Genomic DNA, 25,484 nt, shown 5'->3' with positions numbered 1-25,484 from the left:
TCTTACTGTCATGTTTGATAAACGTTATTATTATCTGATAAAAATTCAATATCTAGGTTATCGTTTTCATGGTTGGCAAAAGCAGCCAGATGTAAAAACGATACACTTAATGATCGATCGTACATTAAAATTTATTCTCAAAGATGTGCGTTTTAAAACCTTAGGCGCAGGAAGAACAGATGCCATGGTTTCTGCCAACGAAGCGGCTTTAGAGTTGTTTATTTATAATGAGCCTATTACAGATTTTGAAGCGTTTTTAGATCTATTTAATCATAATCTACCACAAGATATCAGAGCGTTGTCAATTATTGAAGTTGATAAAGACTTCAATATTATTCAAGATTCTAAGCTTAAGGAATATCATTATGTGTTTTCAGAAGGACAAAAAAATCACCCATTTTGTGCTCCAATACTCACCACTATTCTCGAACCATTAAATGTAGAGTTAATGAAGCAAGGAGCAAAGTTATTTGAAGGCACCCATAATTTTAAAACCTATTGTTATAGAGCAACGGACAAAGGCAAGTATCATCGCACTATTGAAATATCAGAAGATTATAGATAACAATATATACCAGGCTAATTTCTTTCCAAAACAATCCTATGTGTTTAAAGTTGTTGGTAAAGGTTTTATGCGAAATCAAATTCGATTAATGTTCGGTTGTTTAATTAAATTGGGTAGAGGAGATGTAACTCTGCAATATATTGAAGATACTTTAAAAAATGACAGCGCAGAAGTAATGGACTATATCGCACCGGCTTCAGGATTAATATTACACTCAGTAAAATTTGAACAAAAAAAAGGCACTAGTTAAATACTAATACCTTTTTTAAGATTGGTTGGTTAAATTATTTAGTTAATCCAGCCTTTTTCAGCTGATCTTTTTGCAAAGAGATAAAGTAGTAAACCAATAATTGGTACAAAAATGGACATGGTCACTTCAAATGAACTCAGGACTTCATAATTCTTAGCGATTAATAAACCATAACCCATCTGAACAATAATAGCGATTAAAGCAATCAAAAAAACTGTTTTTGCTAGTTTCTTTCTTAGCAGTAACAAAATACATGCAAGTACTGAACCAAAAACTGCTACTGCAAAAGCAGCCGTTGCCCATGCTGGTGTGCTATCCATTAGAGCCAATTGCTCAGTAGTATATGATGCCCTAAATCCTTCAGTGTTATAAGCTTGCTGAAGGTATTTTTGTACACCCAAAGCATTCCAGATTAATGCAAGTACACTTAGAATCCAGAACCAAATAGGTGGTTTGTTCATAGAATTTGTCATAATAATGTTGATTTAATTAGTTAGTTAAGAGCATAAAAAACACACTCTTTTCATCAACAATTTATGAAAAAATATGAAAAACACTAATTTCACTAAGAAATTAGACTAAAAAATAATAATGAATGAGTTATCCTACAACGTGTAATTTCGGATTCTTGTCAACAAATTTTCCGTCAACAGATTCACCTAAAATGATAACTTCTTTTGAACGTTCGTACATTTTTATCGCACGATGCATCTGTAATTTAGTTCCACTGTAAAGTTTTACACCTGATTTTGAGCCTTTGTTTCTGATCTCGATATAGTAACCGTCTTTGAGTTTTGTTGGTCTTGTTGCTGGTCTACCCATAAAAGTAATTGTCTGTTTTTAAAGTAGTGCATTATAGTAAAAAATCTCACAACTCACAAGTTTATTTTAAACAATTCTAAACTAAAATTTCAACACTATAAATGTTAGTTCTTATTTGACTGGTTTTATGATTGAAAAGCAATTATTTCTTAAATATGAAACAATATTATTTAGCTTTCCATATTTTTATAAAAACTTAATTATTATGAGCCATACAATACCTAAAGAAGCGCTGACATTTTTCAAAAAACTAGAAAAGAACAATGACAGAGATTGGTTCAATGAACATAAACCCGAATTCAAGACGATTGAGGTAAAGGTAAAAGCAGCTTATAATCATTTAGGAGAATTAATGAATGCTCATGACCAAATCGAAAAGATTAAAATCTTTAGAATCTATAGAGATGTACGTTTTTCAAAAAACAAGCTACCTTATAAGACACATTTTGGTGGTTCATTTGCGCGTAAAAAGCCAGAATTAAGAGGTGGTTATTATTTGCATATTCAACCAAATAACGAGTCGTTTATTGCTACTGGATTTTGGGACCCTAATAAAGAAGATTTATTGCGCATTAGAAAAGAGTTTGAGATGGATGACAGTGAAATGCGTGATATTTTGAATAACAAAAAGTTTAAATCTACATGGGGAAGTTTTGTAGGAGATGAGCTAAAAACTGCGCCAAAAGGATTTGATAAAACACATCCTGCTATTGATTTAATCCGTAGAAAACAATTTATATTCACTAAAAAATATACGGATAAAGAAGTATTGGCTGATAATTTTTTGGAAGAAGTCAACACAGCATTTACAACTATAAGACCCTATTTTAATTATATGAGCGATGTGCTAGCTACTAATCTAAATGGGGAATCTTTACTCTAAACTGCTTTTAAAATTTCTGGTTTAGTAAAAAGTTGAACACTACTGATTAAGCGTTCTTTTACAATATTCATCATGCGTTTATTTAATGCAGATGAATTTTTAATATAAAGCTGATATTCTTCCACAGTAAACTGTCCTATAATCATTCCTTTTACTGAGTTTCTAAATTTCATATCCTTGTTTATAGAATTATCTATATAAGCTAATTGCTTCTCTAAAGAAAGATCATAAAAGACATTCTTTCTTTTACTTATATAATTACTAAAAACAGCAATTAATAAATGATGTTGCATTTTAATCACTGGACGAAGTGTTTTATTTTGAAATAATTCGTCACTACTCATTGCGTCATAAATTTTAGCAGACGCAATTTTTGGTCGAATTGATAGCAAGTCTTTGGATCTAGAAGTCATAGTCGAATTAATAAGGGTTGAATATTAAATAAATGTAGACAATAACCCCGTGTATTTAATTGAAGCACAAATATCTTGTTAACTTGGTTATTAACAAATAAAAAAAGACCGATTTTATCGGTCTTTTTAAAATTTAAGATTTAAATTATTTAATCATTGATAAAGTCTTCGAACGATTTTAGTTCTAATGTCTCAACCTTAGCTTTAGACTTTAATTTTTCGAAATCCTTTTTCGCTTTATTGAATCGCTTTTCAATAATTGATAAATTAGACATTTCATTTGCAGAAGGTTTATCGTAGCTATAGGCAATTTTACTAAAGATTTGTGCCATCAACTCACGTAATTGCGGTTCTGCTGAGCCAACATAATTATCTCCTGTCGTTATTACTAAAGTTTCTTTTAAGGCTTGTAGTTGCTCTTTTATTTTCTTTTTTGTGTCGTTGCTTTCTAAAATCGCATCAATCTGATATACTATATGAGCTAATTGTTGAGTCATATTGTATATGCTCATATTAACGTCTTGTTTATGAGCTCTATCAGCTTCAGACAAGCCTGCATTAGTGTCATAAACTAATTCAATTGTGTGCTCATAAGTCTCTTTTCCTTTTGTGAGTATGACCTTATATTTTCCTGCGGGAACTCTAGGTGATACAGAACCACTAGTAGTTTTTCCTCTGGCAATCTTAGGTTGCTTAATCCTGTAATTCCAGTTTACAATGTTTATACCCTTAGATTTGCCTGGACTCAATGTTGAAACCTTATTACCATCCATATCCTGAACTTCCATAGTCATTTTTCCAAAAGTATGCCGCTTCTGAAGTAGATATTTAATCTTTGGAAGCCGTGATGGATTTCGACCGACAAACTGTGTTTCTGAGCCAAAACTGCCAGCAAATCCACTTTGATCTACCATCATTGTTGGTTTAGAATCAAAAAAATGTACTTTTTTAGACACTATCTCAGGGGTAATTTCTCTTAATGGTGAAATATCATCTATTATGATAACACCTCGTCCATGAGTTCCTAATACAAGATCATTCGTCCTTTTTTGAAGATCTATAAAATGAATAGCTACAGCAGGTACATTATTAGTAAACTTGCTCCAACTTTTACCACCATCTAATGTGATGTATAAACCAAATTCAGTTCCTAAAAACAAAAGGTTAGGATTTACATAATCTTCCTGAATATTTCTTGCAAAACTTTCTATTTCTGGAGTTGTTATGCTTGTCCATGTTTCTCCAAAGTCACTAGTCTTATAAACATAAGGATTCATATCGTTCATTGTATGTCCATCAAAAACAGCATAAGCTGTACCTTTATCATGGACGCTTGCTTCAATATGATAAACCCAAGTATTTTTTGGTAATCCTGGAATATCTAAAGATGTATTTGTCCAATTCTTGCCACCATCTTTAGTTAGTTGAATATTTCCGTCATCAGTACCAACCCAAATGATATTTTCATCTAAGCTCGATTCTGTAATAGTGAAAATCGTCGTATGGTTTTCCGCACCAGAATTGTCCATTGACAAACCTCCAGATTCTTCTTGTTGTTGTTTTGTTGCATCATTCGTTGTAAGGTCTGAAGATATAATTTCCCATGTATTTCCCATATCCTCAGACTTATGAAGAAATTGACTACCCATATAAAAACGATCAGGTTGATGCTCACTTATTGCCATTGGCGCATTCCAGTTAAAACGTAGTTTGGCATGACCTTCAACAGGTAAAGGCTGAATAGTTTTTACCAATTCATTGTTCACATCATAGCGCCAAACATTTGCAGCACCTTGCATTTCAGAATATATTATATTTTTAGTTGGATGACGCAGTACTCTAAATCCATCACCACCACCAATCGAATTCCAGTCGCGTGCATTAATTCCTCCAGAAGATCGAGAAGGCCCATACCAAGACCCATTATCTTGTAAGCCACCATAAATGTTATACGGTTCTTCGTTGTCTACACTGATATGATAGAATTGTGAAAGTGGAAGATTCTCTACAATTTCCATTGTAGTTCCTCCATTCCAAGATCGATACACACCACCATCTGTTCCTGCATAAATTCTGTCTGAATCATTAATATCAAAAACAATATCGTGGATATCACTATGCATATTCCCTAAGGGTTTGAAAGTTTTTCCACCATCCCTAGAAATAGAACCAGTTAAGCCACCTTTTATAATGACATCTTCGTTCTTTGGATCTACAACAATTCTTGAGAAGTAAAATGGCCGCACAGTTATACCAAAATCGTTATTTAATTGTGTCCAATTTGCACCAGCATCATCACTACGATATAAGCCTTTTCTTTCATTTTTCTCAGCCTCAATAACTGTGTATAATACATTAGAATTACTTGGTGCTACTGCAATAGCTAATCGTCCTAATTGACCTTCAGGAAATCCGTTATGAATTTTATTCCATGTCGCACCTCCGTCAGTGGACTTATACAACGCACTCTTATCTCCTCCAGACTCAAAAGACCATCCTGTACGCCTAAATTCCCACATGGATGCATATAATATATTTGGATTGTTTGGATCCATAGCCAAATCTGCACAACCTGTGCGCTCATCTGTATATAGGATTTTATTCCAAGTTTCGCCACCATCAGTAGTTTTGTACACTCCACGATCTTCACTGTCTCCCCAAAGTGCTCCTAAAACTGCAACATAAACTTCATTAGAATTTTGAGGGTTTACAATGATATTTGCAATACGTTCAGATTTTTCAAAACCATATTTTTTCCAATTGGCACCTCCATCTTCAGATTTATAAAGACCATCACCAATAGATACACTATTCCGTGTCCAAGTCTCACCAGTACCTACCCAAATAACCTTATCCGGACTATTTGGATCTACTTCAACAGCACCAATCGATTGGCAGTAATCATCAAATATTGGATTAAAGGTTGTGCCAGCATCATTACTTTTCCAAACACCACCACCAGCAGTGCCAGCATATATAATTCTCGGATTTGTTGGGTGCGTTTCCATATCATTAATACGACCACTCATCAGTGCAGGACCAATATGCCTTGCTGAGAGATCACCGAATATATCTTCACCATTTATTTTCGATTCTTGTGCTTGTACTTTAAATGCAGATACGCATAAAAACAGCACAAATAGAATTGCTATTTTTTTCATGATATAATTAAGTTGGTTGATTTTAAATAAAAAAATCCCCAATGTTAGCAATTGAGGATTTAGATGTTCGTTAGTTTTTCTTATCAGCATCTGGTGTCGCAGCAGCTTCAGGAAGCTCGAAATCCTTATCTTCTATTTTAGGATTTAATTCAATCGTCTTATAGTTCATTGGCATGCCTTGCATTGCTGTTGAAAATGGAAAATACATACCATCGACTTCTTGGTAGTCACTAAGAGGCGTTTTCATTTTCTGACCTTTTGCTGGTCCAGTAGGAATTTCAGTTTCGATAACAATAGGCACATAGTTTTCAGCATCAAAATAATAGATAGACTCATTAGCTGATTCTTCACCGTCAATTGTGATCGGTTTCTTAGTAAGTTTTACTTTCAGGACTTCTGTACCGTCTTCAGTTGTATCCTTTCCAATGAATTCGGCAGTATAGCCTTTTTCCTTGTAAGCTATGAAAGGATTTGGAAAATCCTTAAACTCGTTTATCATCACCTTAGAGAGATCAGACGGCATTTCCTCCATTTTTTGATTCATCATGTTCATGTTATAAACTTTTTTACCATCAGATATAAGTTGTTTAATTTTATTGCCTTGCATGTCTATCTCTAAATACATTTTGCCATCATTAGTCGATACTGTTTTTATAGGTATTTCCATTCCTTGGGCGTTGACAACTCCTGTCATAAGTATGCTTTCTATTTTTGCAAGGTTTTCTTTCCCGCCTATATTTTCTAGATAGGTCTCTATAATTTCATCAGCAGTTTGTGCATTAATAGATAAGCCAAAGCCTGCAATTAGTGTTAAAAAAAATAATTTTAAGTTTTTCATTACTGTTTTTTTTGTTATTAATTTATTTGAATTGTAATTACTCTTTTGGCATTTTAAAAATAGAATCATCAACTTCTGTATTAAATTCTACGGTTTTGTAAACCATTTCTAATTGTGTTTGTCCATTAAATTTTTCGATTAGCGTGTGCGCTAAATATAAACCATCAACTTCTTGGTAATCCGTCATAATAGTTTGTGCAGTAGCTCCTTTTGCAGGACCAGATTTTACGACAGCTTCAGAGGCGATTGGTACATTGTTTTCAGTATCAAAATAATAAATCTCAGTATTTTCTTCTTCTTTACCATCTACCATCATTGGTGTTTTGGTCAACTTTATTTTGTTTACTTCAGTGCCTTCCCATGTTGTTTTTTCTAAAAGATCAACACTGTAACCTTTTTCTTTATAATTCAAGAAAATCTCTACATTGTCTTTAGATTCGCTCTTCATATTTAGTGACGATTCAGAATCTAGTGCCTCAGCTTTTTGAGTCTGAAAGTTCATTCCCCAAGCCGTTTCTCCATCAAATGCTTGATACACCATTGATGCACCGGGAATTTCAATTGTAATGTTAGAGCGACCATCTTTCATAAAAGTAGCCACAAAAGGATAATCTTGTCCACCTTGTTTTCCTATACCTGTAATCTTTACAGATTCTACTTTGTTCCAAGCATCTTGCCCACCAATATTTTCGATGTAAGTGTCAACAATTTCTTCTGCAGTTTGTGCTGTTGTTGTAAGTGCTATACAAAAAAAGAATAATGCACTAAGTAATTTTAAAGTCTTCATGAGATGATAATTTATTAGATTGATGTTTAATAAGTATGTGAAGTTACAAAATTGTTACAATTTCTTTAGTATTAATATCAGTGGATTATTGTTTTGTAACTTTGATTAAAATTAAAGTTATGAAATTCGGAAGTGTTGATGACCCAGGAAATATAGATTTTACTTTACCACCAGACCATCCAGATACATTAAAAACATTACAAAAAAATCCATCAGATAGAACCAATGTCTTTGTCGGTTGTGCCAAATGGAATAAAGCTGACCTAAAAGGCTTTTATCCTAGAGGAACAAAAGATGAATTAGAATACTATTCGCGTCAGTTTAATTCAATTGAGTTGAATGCTACATTTTACAGAATTTTTCCACCAGAACAATTTGCTAAATGGTATGATAAAACACCAGATAACTTTAGATTCTTTCCAAAACTGAATCAAGAAATTAGTCATTGGAAACGCTTAAATGAAGACATTAATCCTGTTGTAGATAATTATTTGAATAGTGCCATTAATTTAAAAGAAAAACTAGGTTGTATCTTTTTACAAATGCACAGTAATTTTGCTCCAAAGGATTTAGATCGTGTTATTAATTTTGCAGAAAGTTGGCCTAAAGAGATTCCATTGGCAATAGAGTTTAGACATACTAATTGGTATAACGACCAAGCTATTGCAGAAGATTTATATCAATTATTTGAAGAAAATAATATCTCTAATGTTATTGTTGATAGTGCTGGCAGGCGCGATATCATGCACATGCGATTAACCAATTCTAGAGCCTTTATCCGTTATGTAGGGGCTAATCATCAAAGTGATTATACCAGATTAGATGATTGGGTAGAACGTTTAAAAATTTGGAAAGATAATGGTATTGAAGAAATAGATTTCTTTGTGCATCAAAACATCGAAAAGGAATCGCCTTTGCTTTCGGCATACTTAATAAAACAATTGAATTCTAAATTAGGGACTAGTTTAAAAATTCCAAATGACGATTCAGATTCGCAGCAAAAATTATTGTGAAAAAATTAATCAGTTGTAGCTACAGCAAGTTCATAAATCTCTAAATCAAAATACTTTACTGAAGCCAGTACATGGTCAAAAATATCTCCCATAATGTATTCATAATTTTGCCAACGCTGATCTTTACTAAATGCATATATTTCCATAGGAATTCCTTGAGGAGTAGGTTCTAATTGTCGAACCATCAAAGTCATCTCTTTATTTATTGCAGAATGGTTATCAATGTAAGTCTGTAGATATTTTCTAAAAACACCAAAATTAGTGAGGTTTCGTCCATTAATTAAAACAGACTTGTCAACGCTATTTTCTAAATTATGTTTTGATATTATACTTGATGCATTAGTTAAGTATTGTGACACCAATTGAATACTTTTTAATCTCTCTACATCATCACCAGTTAAGAATTTAATAGTAGATGTTTTTATAATTACTGAGCGTTTTATGCGTCGTCCTCCAGATTCTGTCATACCTCTCCAGTTTTTAAAAGAATCAGAAATTAGAGCATATGTTGGAATAGTCGTAATCGTTTTATCCCAGTTTTGAACCTTAACTGTAGCTAAATTAATTTCTGTGACATCACCATCTGCACCATATTTCTCAAAGGTGATCCAATCGCCAATGCGCACCATATCATTGATAGAAACTTGTATACTAGCTACAAAACCTAAGATAGTATCTTTAAAAATGAGCAATATAACTGCGGAAGCAGCACCAAGTGTTGCTGCAAATTTTAAAAATGAAACACCAGTTACGATGGCAAAGATTGAGAATATACCCAGTAACCAAGCGAAAATCATAAAGACTTGTATATAGCTATCTATCGGTTTGTCTTTATATCTTGGTAACGTTTTGAGATAGTCTTTAATGGAATTTAGAAGACTTTTTATGATTCTAAGTGTTAATAATATGGCTACGACCTTTAAGATTTTCTCAATTATATCTTCAGTATATTCAAAGTCCGAAAACACTTGTGGAATGAATTCGATTAAAATTAGCAGTGGAATAATATGCGCTATATTTCTTGGCAGCTTATTATTTATTAAGATATCATCAAAATTGGTTTTTGTTCGTTTTGCAATTCCAGAAAAGAATCTCCAAAGCACTCGCTTGGTAATAAAGTCAACAATAAATGCAATAACTAATAATGCAAATAGCAACAGAAACATGTTTAGGTATGTTGCTGTTTTTTCAGAAAACCCTTTATCAATAAGTAAATCGTATATGAAATGCCCTAAGTTATTTAGCATGAGATTTCTTTAAATACTTTTTATCAATATAAAATGTTCCAAAAGGAATTATTGACGCTATCAATACTATCCATAATGTTCTAGTTGACCATTTCATATCCGAGCTGATTAATACTGCAATAACCACATATGCCATAAATAATATACCATGAGGCATACCTAGCATTTTTACATATTGAGGATCATCACCAAGATATTTTATTGGTGTTGCAATAAATAATAATAGGATATATGATAATCCTTCTAGTAATGCGACTACTCTAAAAGTTGGTAATAATCTTGACATGTTTTAAATTTTGTGCAAAATTACTTTAGAATTATATAAAACAAGACTTTTTAACAGCTTTTAAAGAAATATTTAAATCTAAATTCTATTAATTATCTTTAGGGACTTTATAAAAATAATTTCGACCAACTATGAAAAATTTTCTAACACTTGCACTTTGTTCTCTTATTGTTTTTTCATGTGCTACGGCTCAATCAACAGTTAAGGATAAAAAAGCTGATAATACTGCTCAGAGTAAAACTCCTACGCCAAAAAAGAAACAGGGCAAAATTAAAGCCTACGACAAAGTCATTACAAAAGAAGCTATTTCTGACGAAGGTTTATTTGATGTGCATTTAGTAGGCGAGAAGTATTACTTTGAAATTCCGATGGAGTATCTCAATACAGACATGCTTTTGGTAAGTCGTTTTGCAAAGTTACCCTCAAATTTAGGAGGTGGTTATGTTAATGCCGGTACAAAAACTAATACCAGAATGATTAACTGGGAACGGTTTAAGAATAAAATTCTCATTAAAGAAAAATCATCAAGCGCAGTTGCTGCAGATAGTTTACCAATCAATGTTTCGGTTAAAGCGAATAATTACGAACCAACACTTTTTGCTTTCGATATTGCGGCTTTTTCAAAGGATTCTTCTGCAGTAGTTATTGATGTGACTAGTTTTTATGGTTCGGATGTAAAGTCAATTAGTGGTTTGGGTTCTAGATTACGAACTGCTTATAAAGTAAAAAATCTAGATAAATCAAGAAGCTTTATCAATTCTATAAAAAGTTTTCCGGAAAATATTGAGGTGATTCAAGATTTCACCTATAATGCAGTTAATCCGCCAGTAAACACTGGTGACGAAACAATTAGTGTTCAAATGAATCAATCTATGATTCTGTTACCTAAAGTGCCCATGCAACCGCGTCTTTTTGATGAAAGAGTAGGTTGGTTTACCTTAAGCAAATATGATTACAGTAGTGAAGAATTAAAAGCAGATAGAAAAACGTATTTAAGACGTTGGAAGCTAATTCCAAAAGATATTGAAGCGTACAACAGAGGTGAACTGGTAGAACCAGTTAAGCCGATAGTATATTATCTCGATCCTGCAACGCCAGAGAAATTCAGATCTTATATGAAAGATGGTATAGAGCTTTGGCAAAAAGCATTTGAAGCCGCTGGATTTAAAAATGCTATCATAGCAAAAGATCCACCTACTAAAGAAGAAGATCCAGATTTTAGTCCGGAGGATATCAGATATTCAGTAGTGCGTTATGTAGCAAGTACTACAAAATGCCACAGGACCAAGTGTTTCAGATCCTCGAAGTGGTGAAATTATTGAAAGTGATATCATATGGTATCACAATCATTTACGTTCTTACAGAAACCGTTATATGTTAGAAACAGGAGCTGCAAACCCTTCAGCTAGAACATTAAATACTCCGGAAGACGAAATTGGTGAAATGATGAAGATGGTAATTGCACACGAAGTTGGTCATACTTTAGGATTACCGCACAATATGAGTGCGAGTTATGCTTACGATGTAGAAAGTTATAGAGATGGAGCGTTCACTCAAAAAAATGGTATAGCCGCAACTATTATGGATTATGCACGCTACAATTATATAGCACAGCCTGGAGATACCAATATCCGTTTTGTTAGGCAATTAGGACCATATGATGATTACGCTATTAATTTTGGTTATCGTTATATATCAGATGCCAAATCTGCTGATGACGAAAAACAAGTTTTGAATAGCTGGATTAAAGAAAAAGCTGGAAATCCTATCTATAAATTCGGAAAGCAGAGAAGTCGCTTCGACCCAACATCTCAAACAGAAGATATAGGAAATAATAGTATTAAAGCAAGTACTTACGGTTTGAAGAACTTAAAGATTGTTGCCGAGAACTTACCAAGTTGGACGAGCGATAAAACAGATAATTATGAGGATTTAAGTGAATTATATGGTGAATTGCTTGGTGTGTGGAGTCGATACGTTGGCCATGTGGTAACACATGTTGGTGGGGTGATAGAAGATACTAAGAATCCTTCACAGAATGGAAACGTCTATAACCCTGTTTCTAAATCTTATCAAAAATCTGCGATACAATGGCTACAAAAAAACGCTTTTGAAACACCAGAATGGTTGATGAATAAAGATATTCTAAAGAATATAAATCATGCTGGGTATACAGACCGAATAAGAAGTTTGCAAAGTCGTCATCTCAATAATTTGTTGAATTTTGAGCGTTTAGGAAGACTTATAGATCATAAAGCAATGGATTCTCAAAACTATTCAGCTTTAGATATGTTAAGAGATTTACGTTCAGGACTATGGTCAGAAACAAAAAGTGCTTCTAATGTTTCAGTTTTTAGACGTAACCTGCAACGTGCTTACTTGGATAGAATGACTTATCTCATGACAGAGGATTTAGATCCGCAGCGCAGTAGACAATATTTTAACGTCAATCAATCTGATATTAGAGCATTAGTGCGAGGAGAATTGAATCAGTTACAACGCACACTAAATGCAGGTTCAAAAATGGCTTTAAATACAGAAACTAAGTATCATTACAGAGATTGTGTAGAACGCATAAAGCAAGTGCTAGATCCAAAATAGTATAAAAAGAATAGTTTAATCTCATTGGTTCTATTGAAAATGATAAAGCATATGCGATGATGATATTAAGAAGATTTCTATTCCGTGTAAGGCAAAGTGAGTGATGCAACCTTTTGATCTTTAAAGCAAAATAAAGTCAAAGGGAAATACAGTCTTATTGGCTTGGTCTTATGCGAGTAATTCAATATCTTGGGTAGGACGTATTAAATAAATTATAAAATTTGTATCTTTGTTTTCAGCTTATTGAAGATACACCGCACAAGTAACATTATTTCTAAGTTATTTTTCCTGGTTTTTTAATGCTATACATTGTTAATGGTTATTAACACTTTATTGCATTCTAATTATTTTGATAAGCAAGCATATATTAATTTTTAAAACAACGAATGGCTAAATCACAACAAACCTTTAGTAAAAGCGAAAAAGAAAAAAAACGATTAAAAAAACGAGAAGATAAGCGTAAGAAAATGGAAGCGCGTAAACTCGCAAAAGAAGAAAATGGGTCAGCAGGTATTCCTTTGGCTTATGTAGATCATAATGGGAATCTAACAGATACTCCACCAGATCCTTCTATGAAAGTAAAAGTAAAAGCAAAGAACATCGTGTTAGGAGTGCCTCAAAAAGAGGACGAAGAACCATTTGATCCAATTAGAAACGGAAAAGTATCATTCTACGATAGTTCTAAAGGATTTGGATTTATCATAGATACTGAAACTAACGAAAAGCATTTTACACATGTTAGTGGTATAATTGATGAAATTATGGAGAATGACAAAGTAACCTTTGAATTAGAAAAAGGACAGCGTGGTATGAATGCTGTGAAAGTGAAAAAAGCATAATTATAAATTCTACAATATATATAGCCATTATCTCTGATAGTGGCTTTTTTATATATAATAATCTATGAATCCTAAAATAGTTGAGATACAAGAAAAGCAAGTCATAGGTATGAAAAGTCAAATGATGATGAACCAATATGGAAATATTGTAAGTCTCTGGAAACAATTTATGCCTAGAAAAAACGAATTATTTAATCTTTCTAATAATGAATTGATTGCTCTACAAGACTATTCTGATTTTGGCAATTTTGAAAAGCCATTCGATATTTGGGCTTGTGCGGAAGTGATAAGTATAGATACTGTTCCAGAGGATATGATGACCTATACAATTCCTGAAGGTTTATACGCGGTATTTCTTCATAAAGGCATGAATGCAGCTGCGACATACCAAAGAATAATGACGGAATGGTTACCTAACTCAGGTTATGGGATTGATAACAGGCCACATTTTCAAGTGATGGGAGAAAAGTATAAAAATGGAAGTCCTGATTCTGAAGAGGATTTTTATGTACCTGTAAAATCTAAATAGAGAATACTGTCTGGTCGAGCGCAGTCGAGACCTATTTAATAACCTCTCGACTGCGCTCGAGGAGACAACAAGTATTAAAATTGTACTCTGTAATCACATCCAACCTTATAATTACTGCATCCAAAAGCAGTTTTACCTTTTAGAATTTTTCCCGTTTTGCATTTAGGGCAGGCATCACCAACAGAAACTTTTATAATTTTCTTTTGCTTAGGTTCTAATTTCAGTTTAAAATTATCATCAAAACGCAATAAACCTTCCAGATTGTTTCCGTCAATTTTAAAGCCCTTTAGGTTTACTGTAGAGCCTTTGCTTAATAAGCGCAAATACTGATTTTCAGAAATCTTTTTGCTACCAAAACTAAAAGGCAAGGTGAAATCACAAGACGTTCCATAAAGATTGCAGCCATAAGCTGATTTCCCTTTTATAAGTTGACCGGTTTTACAGTTAGGGCAATCAGAGCCAATAAGCTTTTTCGTTTTAGATTTCGGCTTTGACTTTGATTTTCCTGCAGGTTTGTTGTTAACTGCTGAAATTCGTGTTTGTACCTTCTCACTTCGTACTTCGTAAACCAAAGCATCTACCATACGTTTCATACCTTTTATAAACGTATTGGCACTTATTTTACCTTTTTCAATATCTTTTAATTGTTTCTCCCAAGACCCTGTAAGTTCTGCGGACTTTAAAAGATCATTTTTTATCGTATCAATGAGTTGAATACCAGTTACAGTTGGTATAATCTGTTTTTTGTTTCGCTTTATATATTTTCTTCTAAAAAGGGTTTCAATAATATTTGCTCTCGTTGACGGGCGACCAATTCCATTTTCTTTCATTAAATCTCTCAACTCGTCATCATCTACCTGTTTCCCTGCTGTTTCCATAGCGCGTAGGAGAGAGGCTTCAGTAAATTGATTTGGTGGTTTGGTCTGTTTCTCTAAAAAGGATGGTTCATGTGGTCCTTTTTCACCTTTGACAAAAGTTGGCAACAGGCCAGTTTTTGTCACATTGAGCGCAGTCGAAGTGTCTCGCTTTTCAAATATAATTCTCCATCCTTTAGAAAGTATTTCTTTTCCAGTAGTTTTAAAGTTTACATCTGAGGCTTTTCCTATAACTGTTGTATTTGATACTTTACAGTCGTCATAAAAAACAGCAATAAATCGTTTTACAATAATGTCATAAACTTGCTTCTCATTGTATTGCAGATGTGTTTGCATTCCTGTTGGAATAATAGCATGGTGATCTGTGACTTTTTTGTCATTAAACACCCTTGTAGACTTCTTTATTTTGTTATTTAATAAAGGTGAAATAAACTCTTTGTAATCAGTAAGTTTAGATAATATACCTTTTACTTTAGGGTACACATCATTTGGTAAAAAAGTGGTATCCACTCTCGGATAGGTAACCGCCTTTTTTTCATATAATTTTTGAGCAATTTTTAGCGTTTCGTCTGCAGAAAAACCAAACTTAGTATTGCAATACACTTGTAAGCCGGTTAAGTCAAATAGCTTCGGAGCATATTCTGTGCCTTTCTTTTTAGTGATGGAAACAATCTCAAATTCGTGCTCATTAACTTTATTTGCCAAGACTTCTCCATCTTCCATTTTTAAGAATCGACCTTCTTCGTAACTAAATAATGTATCTCTGTAAAGTGTTTGTAATTCCCAATATGGTTTTGGTACAAAGTTTTCAATCTCCTTAAAACGATTCACAAGCATCGCAAGGGTAGGAGTCTGTACGCGTCCAACAGATAATACCTGTTTATAACCACCATGCTTTACAGTATATAATCGCGTTGCATTAATACCTAATAGCCAATCACCAATAGATCTCGAAAATCCGGCATAGTAGAGATTATCATAGTCTTTAGAAGATTTTAAATTCTTAAATCCTTCTTTAATGGCTTCAGTGGTTAAAGATGAAATCCATAAACGTTGGACTTCACCTTTATAATTAGCTTCGTTAATTACCCATCGCTGAATCAATTCTCCTTCCTGGCCAGCATCACCACAGTTAATGACAACTTCGGCTTTATCAAAAAGGCTTTTTACAATTTTAAACTGCTTTTTAATCCCATCATTATTCGTGACTTTAACCTGGAATTTTTCAGGCAACATTGGCAAGTTATTTAAGTCCCAACTTTTCCAATAGGGTTTATAATCAGCAGGTTCGAATAAAGTACAGAGATGGCCAAAAGTGTAAGTCACTGCATAGCCATTGCCTTCAAAGTAACCATCATACTTTGTGTTAGCACCAAGGACTGAGGCGATTTCTCTAGCTACACTAGGTTTTTCGGCAATACAAACTTTCAAATTGACTATAATTTTTCAACTCGTAAAAGTACAGAATTTTACAAATTAGAACTTATAATTATAGCTCTAAAACTAATTTTTGACCAATTTTTAATGGTGAAGATTTTTTGATTGCATTGGTATGGCATATTTTAGAAATAGAAAGATTATTTCTTCGTGAAATACCATAGAGAGTATCTCCTTTTTTTACTACATATACCGTTTGTTCCTTTTTTAAGCTGGCTAAAGCAGCTTCTTTAGATGTTAAAATCTCGACTTTACTCACACGTTTAGAACTATGAAATCTTGCCTGTGTCCATTCTCTTGTAACCCAAAGCTCTTGAGCTCTAATCGCATTGGATTCAGAAAAATCGAAAAGATATTCAGGATGAATGTATTCGCCTTTAAAACTAGTGACAAAATGCAAATGACTACCTCTAGAGTTTCCTGTGTTGCCACCTTTGCCTAAATAACCACCTTTAGTTATGGTATCATTTGCTTTAACGGCAATATGAGATAAATGAGCATACGTTGTCTCTAAGCCATTATAATGACGAACTACTACAGTTTTTCCATGTCCACCACTATAACTTGCAAATCGCACAATACCATCCAAAACTGAAACTACACTATCTCCAGTAACTAAATCTATATCAATACCTTGATGTGGTCTTCCTCTTCGCCATCCATAACGCGATGTAATGACTTTTTTGTGAGAAACGGGTGAAGAAAACGTACTATCAGTAAATTTTACTTGAATAGGGAACTGAACTAAGATATTTCTGTAAGGATTATATACTGTGCTGTCCCAGTGATCTAACTTTATGTCTATTAATTCTTCTTCTTCAAACTCCGCTATTGAATCGGTTTTCGTTACTAAGGGTATTTCTACTTCTTCAATAACAACATCTTTATGAAATAATGTGGTATTAGGTATTTTTATTTTAATTGACTGAGCAATGGAATCGTCTTGAGCAAAAGTGAAGGTTGTACAGCAAATAAAGGCAATACAAAAAACAAAGTATTTCATAGAGGGATCTTCTAATAGCTTTTCAAACGTAAATATATAACAAAATAGTATTCATTTTTTTAATTGCATAAGGATTATAAAATAGTTTTGTAAAGTTTAAAACTCTAAGCACCTTTTTTTATGCTACAAAGAATCGTAAATTTGCAACATTAATTCATACTTCGAAATACTATATATGTCTCAAACAAACCAAGCGATTCAAGAAAAGAAAACAGATAAAGAATTATATGATTATCAACATGGAGCTATAGAAAAAATTTTCGAAAAGTTTGATACAGCTCCAGAGGATTACCACTTATTATATCAATTACCAACAGGTGGAGGAAAAACAGTTATTTTCTCTGAAATGGTGCGTCAATACTTAAAAAATCATAATAAAAAAGTATTGGTAATGACGCATAGAATAGAGCTTTGTAGCCAAACTTCTAAGATGCTAACTAGTTTTGGTGTAACTAACAAGGTTGTAGATAGCAAAGCTAATTTAGATGATCAGGCTGACTATTCTTGCTTTGTGGCGATGGTTGAAACTTTAAACAATCGTTTAAATGATAATAAGTTAGATATCTCTGATATTGGTTTGGTAATTATTGATGAGGCACATTATAATTCTTTCACTAAACTTTTTAAGTTTTTTGAAAAATCTTTCATTCTTGGTGTAACGGCAACACCTTTAAGTTCTAACAAAGAGCTGCCAATGAAGGATAATTACAATGAATTAATTACTGGTGAAACTATTGAGAATCTCATAGAAAATGAATTTTTAGCACGAGCTGAGACTTATGCATATGATATGGGATTAACCTCTTTAGAAATTGGTTCTAATGGTGATTATACGGTAAAATCTTCTGAAGATTTATACTCAAGTCCAGCAATGCTGCAAAAAACAGTTGATGCTTATAAAAAACATGCACTAGGCAAGAAGGCTTTGATTTTTAATAACGGCATCAATACCTCTATAAGTGTTTATTACGCCTTTAAAGAAGCAGGTCTACCGATTATGCATTTAGATAATACGGCCACGAAAAAGCAACGTAGACAAATTTTAGATTGGTTTCATGAAACACCAGATGCCATTTTAACATCAGTTAGTATTTTAACAACAGGTTTCGATGAACCTACTATAGATACTATTATTCTTAATAGAGCTACGAAATCACTAACACTATACTACCAAATGGTTGGTAGAGGTTCACGTATTTTAAATAATAAGGCTAAGTTTAATATTATTGATTTAGGAAATAATCTATATCGTTTTGGACCTTGGGGCGCTGATTTAGATTGGCAATTAATCTTTAAGTCTCCTAACTGGTATGCTGATCGTATAAAGAGTGATGAAGCTATTGAATCTAATTTTAAGCATGAATTAGATGATGAGATAAAGGGTGAGTTTGCTAAATCTGAAGATACTTATTTTGACATTAAACAAACCTATAAAGATGCTGTAGCAAAAGGTGAATCTTCGAAAGTCGTCTTAGAACGTTCCATAGAACAACATGCTAAAATCTGTATTGAAAACAGTGAAGATGTTTATGATGCATTAGCTTTGGCAAAGCTGCTGAAGGATGACATTAACATGCGAATTGAAATCTATGCCAAATGTATCAGTAAAAGTACCCACAACTTCTTAAAGTGGTTAAAGGACGACTATAAAAAGAAGCTGAACTCTTATCTGAGAACTAACTTTGACGAAAAGTTTGAAGAAATTCATGGCCATCCGCCAGAAGATTAATTTTTAGAAATTTATTTTATATAGAAAAAGTTCTTTAAACTCAGTGTTTACGGGCCTTCTTTGTTTCCAAAATGTTTAGGATTTAAAAATAACTACTAACTAATTAGTAGTTCTACTAAAAAATTAGTAGTTTTGAAATCTAGAAACGATACAAGATGGAAAAACTAACGAAACGAGAAGATCAAATTATGCAAATTATATGGAAGCTAGAAAAAGCTTTCATACGAGATGTTATCGAACAACTACCTGAACCAAAACCACACTATAATTCTGTAGCTACGATTATAAAGATTTTAGTCAAAAAAGGAGTTTTAAAATCTGAAATGATAGGGAATACCCATCAATACAGTCCTGTTGTAGAATTTGAAACGTATCGCGACACCAACCTTACCAATATTAAGAAGAAGTTTTTTGGAAATTCATTTCCAAAGATGATGGCTTATTTTGCTAAAGAAGAGAATCTCTCTGAAAAAGAATTATCAGAATTAATTGATATTATCAAATCTAATAAAGACCAAAAATAATGGTAGTTCTTCTTATAAAAATATCGTTAATAATAATTGTTGTATTAGGGTTTTATAAAATTCTGATTGAAAAGGAAAGCTTCTTTTCTACCAATAGAATATATCTAGTATTGGGTTTATTATTAACTTTTACAATTCCATTTATATCCATACCAAAGCTTATTAATAATCAAGGTTTTGTTTCAGAATTAATAGAGCCTTCAATAGTGCAAACTTCTAATTTAAAGGAACTTAATGTTACTAATCAAAGTAATAATTTAAACAATAAATCTGGAGAAGTTGTTCAAGCCCAACCTACAAACGAAGTTGCCATAACCACCAAACCATCAAGAAGTCTTTTAGATTGGTTGTTAATAGCTTATCTCTTTGGTGTTGCAGTTTTAAGCATCAACCTATTATTGCAAATTGGTAACCTGGTTTTCAAGATAATACGTTCTAAAGACAAAATAAGAGATGATGATGCTATCATTATTAATTCTGAACATATTAAAGAACCTTGCTCATTCTTCAATTATATATTTATTAATCCTGAGCAATATGAATTTGACATCTATGAGCAAATCATAGCTCACGAAAAAATTCATGTAAAAAAGAAACATAGTCTAGACTTATTACTCTCAGAAATTGCAGTTATAATATTATGGTTTAACCCTTTTATATGGCTGTTTAGAAGAGAAGTAGAAAAAAATATCGAATATCAAACTGATCACTTGCTTATCGATACTAAAACCGCTGAAAAAGATAATTATCAGATGAATCTGTTAAAAATCGCCACATTCAGCAAACCGCTTACTATTACAACAAATTACAATCAATCATTAATCAAACAACGAATTTTAAAAATGAACAGTAAAAAATCAAATCCGCACAGTTATTGGAAGTATGCATTTACTTTGCCAATGTTTTTCGCTCTATTATTATTACTTAATAAGCCTTATGCTGCTTTTGGGCAACAGAATCAACCAAATTTGGATGATACAATTATTTCTGATATCGAATCAAAACCAGAATATTTTTCAGATTGCGAAGCCTTCAAAAAAGCTTTAGAAGATAAAGATGTTGAGAAACTTAAAGAAATTTTAATCAATTTAGATCCTGCATGTACAGCATATATTGAAAATTCAAAACATGCAACTTTAAATTCTGTAAAGGAAAAATTAGAAGAAGGAGCAGACTTAAAACTAGATTCTACAGGTGATGTCGTTGTGACAAACGCTAATGGAACTACTACAGTTACAATAGACACCAAAAGTATTTCGGAAGAAGTTACGACTTCTAATCCAGAATGTAGAAAGTTATTACAGGCGATTGGAATTAATGATATCAAAAGAGTTAAAGCATTATTAACATCGACAAATGTTAATTGCATAGATCCGAATCCTGGGTATAATACAGACCTATCTAGTGGCAATTATATTAGATACCAAAAACCAAAATCACCATTATTTGCAGCAGCTGCATATGGATATCTTGAAATGGCCAAGTTATTAGTAGAAAAGGGTGCAGATGTGAAACTAAACGTTATAGGAGATGGAACGCCATTAATTACAGCTGCAGAATACGGTCATTTAAATATGGTAAAGTATTTTGTGTCTGAAGGAGCAGATATCAATGAAACGTTTCCTAATCAAGGTAATGCTTTAATTGCTGCATCTGGTAATGGACATTTAAATGTAATGAAATATTTAATTTCTGAAGGAGCAGATATTAATCATTATTCACCTAACCAAGGTAATGCACTAATAGCGGCTGCACATTCAGACAATGTTAATGCGGTTAAGTACTTAGTTGAAAAAGGTATGGATATTAATTTTATTTCACCAAATCAAGGTAATGCCTTAATTGTAGCTGCTAACAATGGACAATTAGAAACTGTAAAGTTTTTACTTTCTAAAGGTGCAAAAATTAATAAAATATCACCAAATCAAGGCACACCACTTATAGTAGCATCAAATAATGGGCATCTTAACGTAGTTACCTATTTATTAGTAGAGGGTGCGGAAATGGATAAAATATCTCCTAACCAAGGTACTGCTTTAATTGCTGCCGCTAACAACGGACATATTGAAGTTGTAGAATTCTTAGTGGCTAGAGGATCTGATATAAATAAGTTTTCTCCTAACCAAGGAACAGCTGTGAATGCAGCTACAAATAATGGCCATAATTCAGTTATGGAATATCTCATAAAAAATGGCGCTGATATTAATCAAAATTCTAACAGTCATGGTTCTCCTTTAATTTCAGCAGCTAAAATTGGTTCAACAGAAAGTGTAAGCTATTTATTATCTAAAGGTGCAGATATGAATTCACAAAATAATGGACAAGGCTCTGCTCTAAACGCAGCAGCACGAAATGGCAGAAACGATATTATCAAATTATTATTGAAAAAAGGTGTAGACATTAATGGACAAACTGACGGACAGGGATCAGCTTTAAATGCTGCTGCCAGAAATGGATATTTAGATACAGTTAAATTACTCATAGAAAATGATGCAGATATTAATCTTCAAAATGATGGGCAAGGGTCTGCACTAAATGCAGCGGCTAGAAATGGTAATAATGAAGTCATTAACTATTTGTTATCCGAAGGTGCCGATATTAACCTTCAAAATGATGGACAAGGATCTGCCTTAAATGCTGCAGCTAGAAATGGTAAAATGAATACTGTTAAGCTCTTAATAGAAAAAGGTGCAGATGTTAATTTATACAGTGATGGACAAGGTACCGCATTATCAGCTGCATCAAAAAATAAGCATCAAGATATTGTAGATTACCTTTTGTCTAAAGGTGCTAAACATATTTATGGCAACTAAAAATAAATAGATTCATCAATCAATCAATCTTTAATGCTGTTCTATAATTATGGGGCAGCATTAATTTAAAATCAACACTATGAAAACTTTTATTTCTATCATTTTATTTTGCTTCTTTATATCGAGCTGTGGTCAATACAAGTATGATTTAGCAATAAAAGATATACAGATATTCGACAGTGAAACCACAAAAGTCTTAGAGAATAAAACGGTATTAATCAATGCAGATACAATTGCTGCTATTATTGACTCTAAGTCAAGCTTTAGGGCTAAGAAAACTATTGAAGGTAATAATAGATTGCTAACACCTGGTTTTATAGATACACATGTACATACTGTTGGGAATTATGGCGCTCAGGCTACATCACCTGAAAATTACAAGGAAGATAACGGTTTAGAGATGTTGCGAGATTTGCAAGCAGAACATTATCTCAATCATGGTGTGACAACTATTATTGATATGGGACAGCCAGAACCTTGGATAGATGTCACTCTAGATTGGCAGAAAAATCCAACGCCTAACCATCCAAACATCTTTATCTGTGGTGGCTCTATGGTCTCAGATGAAGATCGAAGACAACCAGAACATCATATTGAAGTAATGAATCCGGAAAACGGTAGAGAAAAAGTTCGTGAGTATGCATCTAGAGGTTTAAAATACATGAAACTTTATAGTAAGCTGAAGAAGGCCGATTATGAGGCTATGGCAGATGAAGCTAAAAAGCAAGGCATCATTATTAATTCGCATGTAGATAATAATAGAGTGACTATATCAGAAGGTATTGATTATGGAGTTAAGAATTTTGAACATTTCTTTACACTAACTCCAAGCATTTTGAATTATGATGAGCACTGGCCAAAGATGAATGCGATGTATGATATTAAAATGAATTCTAGTATTGATGAGTTTGCTGCTCAAATGGTATATTTCTTTGGTTATATTGAGTCTAATAAAGAATACGAAAATCGATTAATGACTTTACTCGATAAAATGGCAGCTGAAGGAGCAACATTCAGCTCAGCATTAAATGTTGTAGCATCAGCAGCAGGTCAATCTGATTTCTTCACGTCTTTTGAATATTTTCCGATTAGAGACGCTCCGATGGTAAATTATAATAGTAAGCAGCAAAAACAATTAGATCTAGCTTATGAAGCCTTTATGAAGTATATTAAAATAGCGCATGATAAAGGTGTGAAATTAAGAGTTGGTACAGATTGCCGTTTTGGAGGTCGTGCATTCTTATCTGAATTAATTCTTTTTAACAAAGCAGGATTTTCAGTAGGTGAAACGCTTCAAATTGCAACACTTAACGGTTATGAAGCAATGGATTTAGATAGTAATAGAGGTCGTATAGAAGTAGGGCAGACAGCAGATTTAATTCTCTTTGATAAAAATCCATTTTCTACTATTGATAATGTATTATCTGAAAAAATCATTATTAAAGATGGCTTGGTCTTTAAACCAACAAAATCTATAGGTCATGAGTTAAGAACAATTTTATTAGATGACGGAATAGAACAGAGTAAAGCTTGGCTCAGTAAAGCTAAATCGGATAATACTTATCCTAAAATAAAGGTTAGCGCGTTAAAGAACACAGTAAGAGAATTATTTGCAGGCGGAAAAACAAAAGAGGCTATCGCTGCATATGAAATATTTAAAAATGGGTTTCCTGAGAAATCGTATGAAATAGATGGAGTTACTATTACAAATTCATCTTATGAAATGATCAGAAATGGTGATACAGATGATTTAAAAACCTATTATAACTTTTGTAAATCTAATTTCCCAGAGGCAAATATATACCTTGGGCTTTCTGTGTATATGGAAATCTTAGAAGGAGGTATTGCTGCAGGACAAAACCATTTTAACTCATATGTAAAGGATGATAAATACATCCTAGATGAAAATGAGATCAATGGACTTGGTTATTTATACTTACAATCTGGAAAGGCTGAAGAAGCTATTGCTGTTTTTGAAATGAATGTCACTCCTTTTCCTGGGTCTTGGAATGTTTATGATAGTTTAGGTGAAGCATATCTCGCAGTAGGTGATAAAGAAAGAGCAAAATTAAATTATAAAAAATCATTGGAATTGAATCCTGAAAGCTCATCTGGTATTGCAGCATTAAAAAAATTATAGTTATTCTTATACCTTTAAAAGACTGTTAATGTTGTTGTTAATTTAGTTTTTTGGTAGTATATTAGACTATTATGATTCAAAATTTATTTCATAGAAAGTTAGGTCTAATATTCTGTATAGGTATGCTTGGTGTATTATGGAATTGTAAATCCAATGAAATAGCTGCAGAAAAAAAATACACTTCTGAAATTTCTACTTTAGAGACATTTATGGAAGAAGGAGCTTACTACGTAGATGTGGAAGAAGCGTTTCCATTCAACTCGGTAGCAACAACACAAGTCCTCAATTCCTTATTATTACAACAGACTGGCAATAATGCAGCAAGAATTGATGTTAGCGGTGACGGTAGTTTTATAGAGATACAGAATGATTCCGTAAAGGGTCATTTACCATTTTTTGGTGAAAGACGTTTAAGTGGTGGGTCTTATGGTGGCAGAGGTGGCTCAATTAGATTCGAAGGAATTTCCAAGGATTATGAGAAGGCTATAAATAAAAATAAAAGGAAACTCGAGATTAACTTTAAGACAAATCAAAATGAGGAATCCACTGAAAGTTATAATGTAAGCCTCGAGATATATCCTAGTGAAAGAGTAAACATAACAATAGTGTCAGCGTTCAAAACAATTATGCGCTATTCAGGGAGGTTAAAACCTGTAAACGTTGAATCTCAATAACACCAATTAGTGTATTCATAAGCTCTAATAAGTACAATCCACATTTTCCGATTAA

At 32.9% G+C, this 25,484-nt stretch carries 21 protein-coding genes and 1 pseudogene; 12 read left to right on the top strand and 10 right to left on the bottom strand.

The features are described 5' to 3' along the window. Positions 1-10: 10 nt before the first annotated feature. Both SJY34_RS03205 and SJY34_RS03200 read left to right on the top strand, forming a co-directional pair. Positions 11-565: a hypothetical protein gene (locus SJY34_RS03205; RefSeq protein WP_400078842.1), complete on the top strand. Its 555-nt coding sequence runs from the start codon at positions 11-13 to the stop codon at positions 563-565. Next, a complete protein-coding gene (locus SJY34_RS03200; RefSeq protein WP_400078840.1) occupies positions 540-815 on the top strand; it encodes a hypothetical protein in 276 nt (91 codons plus the stop codon). The genes SJY34_RS03205 and SJY34_RS03200 overlap by 26 nt, the downstream gene beginning before the upstream one ends. Positions 816-853: 38 nt before the next feature. Here the strand turns inward: SJY34_RS03200 and SJY34_RS03195 are convergent, their stop codons facing one another. After that, positions 854-1,288, bottom strand: coding sequence for a hypothetical protein (locus SJY34_RS03195; protein ID WP_400078838.1), 435 nt, complete (start codon positions 1,286-1,288; stop codon positions 854-856). Between the two features lie 127 nt (positions 1,289-1,415). Continuing rightward, on the bottom strand, positions 1,416-1,637 hold the full coding sequence (locus SJY34_RS03190; RefSeq protein ID WP_299122945.1) for a hypothetical protein: 222 nt from the start codon (positions 1,635-1,637) through the stop codon (positions 1,416-1,418). A gap of 205 nt (positions 1,638-1,842) precedes the next feature. Here SJY34_RS03190 and SJY34_RS03185 point away from each other — a divergent pair, with 205 nt between their 5' ends. Then, on the top strand, positions 1,843-2,520 hold the full coding sequence (locus tag SJY34_RS03185; RefSeq protein ID WP_400078836.1) for a DUF2461 domain-containing protein: 678 nt from the start codon (positions 1,843-1,845) through the stop codon (positions 2,518-2,520). Here the strand turns inward: SJY34_RS03185 and SJY34_RS03180 are convergent. The 4 genes from SJY34_RS03180 to SJY34_RS03165 form a co-directional block, all read right to left on the bottom strand. Further along, a complete protein-coding gene (locus SJY34_RS03180) occupies positions 2,517-2,933 on the bottom strand; it encodes a glyoxalase (protein WP_400078835.1) in 417 nt (138 codons plus the stop codon). The two genes, SJY34_RS03185 and SJY34_RS03180, sit on opposite strands and share 4 nt — an antisense overlap. A gap of 149 nt (positions 2,934-3,082) precedes the next feature. After that, positions 3,083-6,094 carry a WD40/YVTN/BNR-like repeat-containing protein gene (locus SJY34_RS03175; RefSeq protein ID WP_400078833.1) on the bottom strand — a complete coding sequence of 1,004 codons (3,012 nt, stop codon included), beginning with the start codon at positions 6,092-6,094 and terminating at the stop codon, positions 3,083-3,085. A gap of 70 nt (positions 6,095-6,164) precedes the next feature. Next, complete coding sequence (locus SJY34_RS03170) at positions 6,165-6,932, bottom strand: outer membrane lipoprotein-sorting protein (RefSeq protein ID WP_400078831.1); 768 nt, start codon at positions 6,930-6,932, stop codon at positions 6,165-6,167. A 37-nt stretch (positions 6,933-6,969) separates the two neighbouring features. Further along, positions 6,970-7,719, bottom strand: a complete 750-nt coding sequence (locus SJY34_RS03165; protein WP_400078829.1) for an outer membrane lipoprotein-sorting protein — start codon at positions 7,717-7,719, stop codon at positions 6,970-6,972. Between the two features lie 119 nt (positions 7,720-7,838). On the opposite strand from SJY34_RS03165, the gene SJY34_RS03160 reads away from it, so the two are divergent. Continuing rightward, positions 7,839-8,732, top strand: coding sequence for a DUF72 domain-containing protein (locus tag SJY34_RS03160; RefSeq protein ID WP_400078827.1), 894 nt, complete (start codon positions 7,839-7,841; stop codon positions 8,730-8,732). A gap of 5 nt (positions 8,733-8,737) precedes the next feature. On the opposite strand, the gene SJY34_RS03155 is transcribed toward SJY34_RS03160, so the two are convergent. Together SJY34_RS03155 and SJY34_RS03150 are read right to left on the bottom strand one after the other, a co-directional pair. Beyond that, positions 8,738-9,979: a mechanosensitive ion channel family protein gene (locus tag SJY34_RS03155; protein WP_400078826.1), complete on the bottom strand. Its 1,242-nt coding sequence runs from the start codon at positions 9,977-9,979 to the stop codon at positions 8,738-8,740. Continuing rightward, positions 9,969-10,265: a DUF3817 domain-containing protein gene (locus tag SJY34_RS03150; protein ID WP_400078824.1), complete on the bottom strand. Its 297-nt coding sequence runs from the start codon at positions 10,263-10,265 to the stop codon at positions 9,969-9,971. Before SJY34_RS03150 ends, SJY34_RS03155 begins: the two co-directional genes overlap by 11 nt. A gap of 131 nt (positions 10,266-10,396) precedes the next feature. Here SJY34_RS03150 and SJY34_RS03145 point away from each other — a divergent pair. The 3 genes and pseudogenes from SJY34_RS03145 to SJY34_RS03135 all read left to right on the top strand — a co-directional run bounded on the left by SJY34_RS03145 (position 10,397) and on the right by SJY34_RS03135 (position 14,234). Continuing rightward, positions 10,397-12,866: pseudogene (locus SJY34_RS03145) on the top strand (zinc-dependent metalloprotease). Positions 12,867-13,252: 386 nt separating this feature from the next. After that, positions 13,253-13,705, top strand: coding sequence for a cold-shock protein (locus tag SJY34_RS03140; protein WP_400078822.1), 453 nt, complete (start codon positions 13,253-13,255; stop codon positions 13,703-13,705). 64 nt (positions 13,706-13,769) lie between these two features. After that, positions 13,770-14,234, top strand: coding sequence for a GyrI-like domain-containing protein (locus SJY34_RS03135; protein WP_400078820.1), 465 nt, complete (start codon positions 13,770-13,772; stop codon positions 14,232-14,234). A gap of 74 nt (positions 14,235-14,308) precedes the next feature. Here SJY34_RS03135 and SJY34_RS03130 read toward each other — a convergent pair whose 3' ends face one another. Then, the gene (locus SJY34_RS03130; RefSeq protein ID WP_400078818.1) at positions 14,309-16,540 is read right to left on the bottom strand and encodes a DNA topoisomerase 3; all 2,232 of its coding nucleotides are present in this window, start codon (positions 16,538-16,540) and stop codon (positions 14,309-14,311) included. Between the two features lie 58 nt (positions 16,541-16,598). Continuing rightward, entirely contained in the window at positions 16,599-17,549 is a 951-nt protein-coding gene (locus tag SJY34_RS03125; RefSeq protein ID WP_400078816.1) for a peptidoglycan DD-metalloendopeptidase family protein, read from the bottom strand. Positions 17,550-17,724: 175 nt separating this feature from the next. On the opposite strand from SJY34_RS03125, the gene SJY34_RS03120 reads away from it, so the two are divergent. From SJY34_RS03120 to SJY34_RS03100, 5 genes are all read left to right on the top strand, one after another. Continuing rightward, positions 17,725-19,278: a DEAD/DEAH box helicase gene (locus SJY34_RS03120; protein WP_400078814.1), complete on the top strand. Its 1,554-nt coding sequence runs from the start codon at positions 17,725-17,727 to the stop codon at positions 19,276-19,278. A 155-nt stretch (positions 19,279-19,433) separates the two neighbouring features. Then, positions 19,434-19,802, top strand: coding sequence for a BlaI/MecI/CopY family transcriptional regulator (locus SJY34_RS03115; RefSeq protein ID WP_400078812.1), 369 nt, complete (start codon positions 19,434-19,436; stop codon positions 19,800-19,802). Further along, a complete protein-coding gene (locus tag SJY34_RS03110) occupies positions 19,802-22,615 on the top strand; it encodes an ankyrin repeat domain-containing protein (RefSeq protein WP_400078810.1) in 2,814 nt (937 codons plus the stop codon). Before SJY34_RS03115 ends, SJY34_RS03110 begins: the two co-directional genes overlap by 1 nt. A gap of 79 nt (positions 22,616-22,694) precedes the next feature. Continuing rightward, positions 22,695-24,755 (top strand): amidohydrolase family protein, encoded by a 2,061-nt coding sequence (locus tag SJY34_RS03105; RefSeq protein WP_400078809.1) that lies wholly within the window; start codon positions 22,695-22,697, stop codon positions 24,753-24,755. A 71-nt stretch (positions 24,756-24,826) separates the two neighbouring features. Next, complete coding sequence (locus SJY34_RS03100) at positions 24,827-25,429, top strand: DUF4251 domain-containing protein (RefSeq protein WP_400078807.1); 603 nt, start codon at positions 24,827-24,829, stop codon at positions 25,427-25,429. Positions 25,430-25,484: the final 55 nt, after the last annotated feature.

The organism is Winogradskyella sp. R77965, from assembly GCF_044594915.1.
In the GTDB taxonomy this organism is placed as follows: domain Bacteria; phylum Bacteroidota; class Bacteroidia; order Flavobacteriales; family Flavobacteriaceae; genus Winogradskyella.
The sequence above is the reverse complement of the archived record's forward strand: the minus strand, read 5'-3'. Positions and strand labels throughout refer to the sequence as shown.

Excerpts from the sequence above, each read along its gene's own strand:
- SJY34_RS03205 (WP_400078842.1), top strand. The coding sequence starts at position 11 with ATGTTTGATAAACGTTATTATTATCTGATAAAAATTCAATATCTAGGT.
- SJY34_RS03195 (WP_400078838.1), bottom strand. The coding sequence starts at position 1,288 with ATGACAAATTCTATGAACAAACCACCTATTTGGTTCTGGATTCTAAGT.
- SJY34_RS03190 (WP_299122945.1), bottom strand. The coding sequence starts at position 1,637 with ATGGGTAGACCAGCAACAAGACCAACAAAACTCAAAGACGGTTACTAT.
- SJY34_RS03185 (WP_400078836.1), top strand. The coding sequence starts at position 1,843 with ATGAGCCATACAATACCTAAAGAAGCGCTGACATTTTTCAAAAAACTA.
- SJY34_RS03180 (WP_400078835.1), bottom strand. The coding sequence starts at position 2,933 with ATGACTTCTAGATCCAAAGACTTGCTATCAATTCGACCAAAAATTGCG.
- SJY34_RS03175 (WP_400078833.1), bottom strand. The coding sequence starts at position 6,094 with ATGAAAAAAATAGCAATTCTATTTGTGCTGTTTTTATGCGTATCTGCA.
- SJY34_RS03170 (WP_400078831.1), bottom strand. The coding sequence starts at position 6,932 with ATGAAAAACTTAAAATTATTTTTTTTAACACTAATTGCAGGCTTTGGC.
- SJY34_RS03165 (WP_400078829.1), bottom strand. The coding sequence starts at position 7,719 with ATGAAGACTTTAAAATTACTTAGTGCATTATTCTTTTTTTGTATAGCA.
- SJY34_RS03160 (WP_400078827.1), top strand. The coding sequence starts at position 7,839 with ATGAAATTCGGAAGTGTTGATGACCCAGGAAATATAGATTTTACTTTA.
- SJY34_RS03155 (WP_400078826.1), bottom strand. The coding sequence starts at position 9,979 with ATGCTAAATAACTTAGGGCATTTCATATACGATTTACTTATTGATAAA.
- SJY34_RS03150 (WP_400078824.1), bottom strand. The coding sequence starts at position 10,265 with ATGTCAAGATTATTACCAACTTTTAGAGTAGTCGCATTACTAGAAGGA.
- SJY34_RS03140 (WP_400078822.1), top strand. The coding sequence starts at position 13,253 with ATGGCTAAATCACAACAAACCTTTAGTAAAAGCGAAAAAGAAAAAAAA.
- SJY34_RS03135 (WP_400078820.1), top strand. The coding sequence starts at position 13,770 with ATGAATCCTAAAATAGTTGAGATACAAGAAAAGCAAGTCATAGGTATG.
- SJY34_RS03125 (WP_400078816.1), bottom strand. The coding sequence starts at position 17,549 with ATGAAATACTTTGTTTTTTGTATTGCCTTTATTTGCTGTACAACCTTC.
- SJY34_RS03120 (WP_400078814.1), top strand. The coding sequence starts at position 17,725 with ATGTCTCAAACAAACCAAGCGATTCAAGAAAAGAAAACAGATAAAGAA.
- SJY34_RS03115 (WP_400078812.1), top strand. The coding sequence starts at position 19,434 with ATGGAAAAACTAACGAAACGAGAAGATCAAATTATGCAAATTATATGG.
- SJY34_RS03110 (WP_400078810.1), top strand. The coding sequence starts at position 19,802 with ATGGTAGTTCTTCTTATAAAAATATCGTTAATAATAATTGTTGTATTA.
- SJY34_RS03105 (WP_400078809.1), top strand. The coding sequence starts at position 22,695 with ATGAAAACTTTTATTTCTATCATTTTATTTTGCTTCTTTATATCGAGC.
- SJY34_RS03100 (WP_400078807.1), top strand. The coding sequence starts at position 24,827 with ATGATTCAAAATTTATTTCATAGAAAGTTAGGTCTAATATTCTGTATA.